This window comes from Bradyrhizobium sp. NBAIM08 (genome assembly GCF_020193935.1).
In the GTDB taxonomy this organism is placed as follows: domain Bacteria; phylum Pseudomonadota; class Alphaproteobacteria; order Rhizobiales; family Xanthobacteraceae; genus Bradyrhizobium; species Bradyrhizobium yuanmingense.
Window position 1 is genome coordinate 1 of record NZ_JADYVR010000236.1, and the last position, 461, is coordinate 461.

The 461-nt window shown below is 63.6% G+C and carries 1 pseudogene; it reads right to left on the reverse strand.

Annotated elements, in window-relative coordinates:
• Nucleotides 1-454: pseudogene (locus I6F37_RS39275) on the reverse strand (DNA ligase-associated DEXH box helicase); the annotation flags it as partial.
• Between the last annotated feature and the right edge of the window lie 7 nt (nt 455-461).

Sequence of the window (461 nt, forward strand, 5' to 3'; positions counted from 1 at the left end):
GCTGCTGGCGCTCGACCAGGCCGCCGATGATCGCGACCTCCCGGAAAGCGCGCTTCAGGAGGTTCGAGCACTGCACCCACTCGACGAACTCGTCCTCGAGAATGTCGGGGGAAAGCAAGGCGGCCGGATCCTTGATCGGCTCGAGGCCGTAAACGGCGAGCGCATAATCGTTGGAGACAAAGCCCAAAGGCTTGAGGCCGGCGCTCTCCATGCGGCGCGTGATCAGCATGCCGAGCGACTGGTGCGCGTTCCAGCCTTCGAAGCTGTAAAGCACCATATGATGGCGGCCCGCGTGCGGGAAGGTCTCGACCAGAAGCTGGTCGGGGTGGGGAAGAATAGAGCGGCGCTGCTGCACTTCTAGCCATTCGCGCACGTCGTCGGGGAAGCGTCGCCATTCCTCTGGCGAAGCGAGAAAGCGACGGACGCGATCCGCAAGGTGCGTCGACATCGCCATTCTGAGG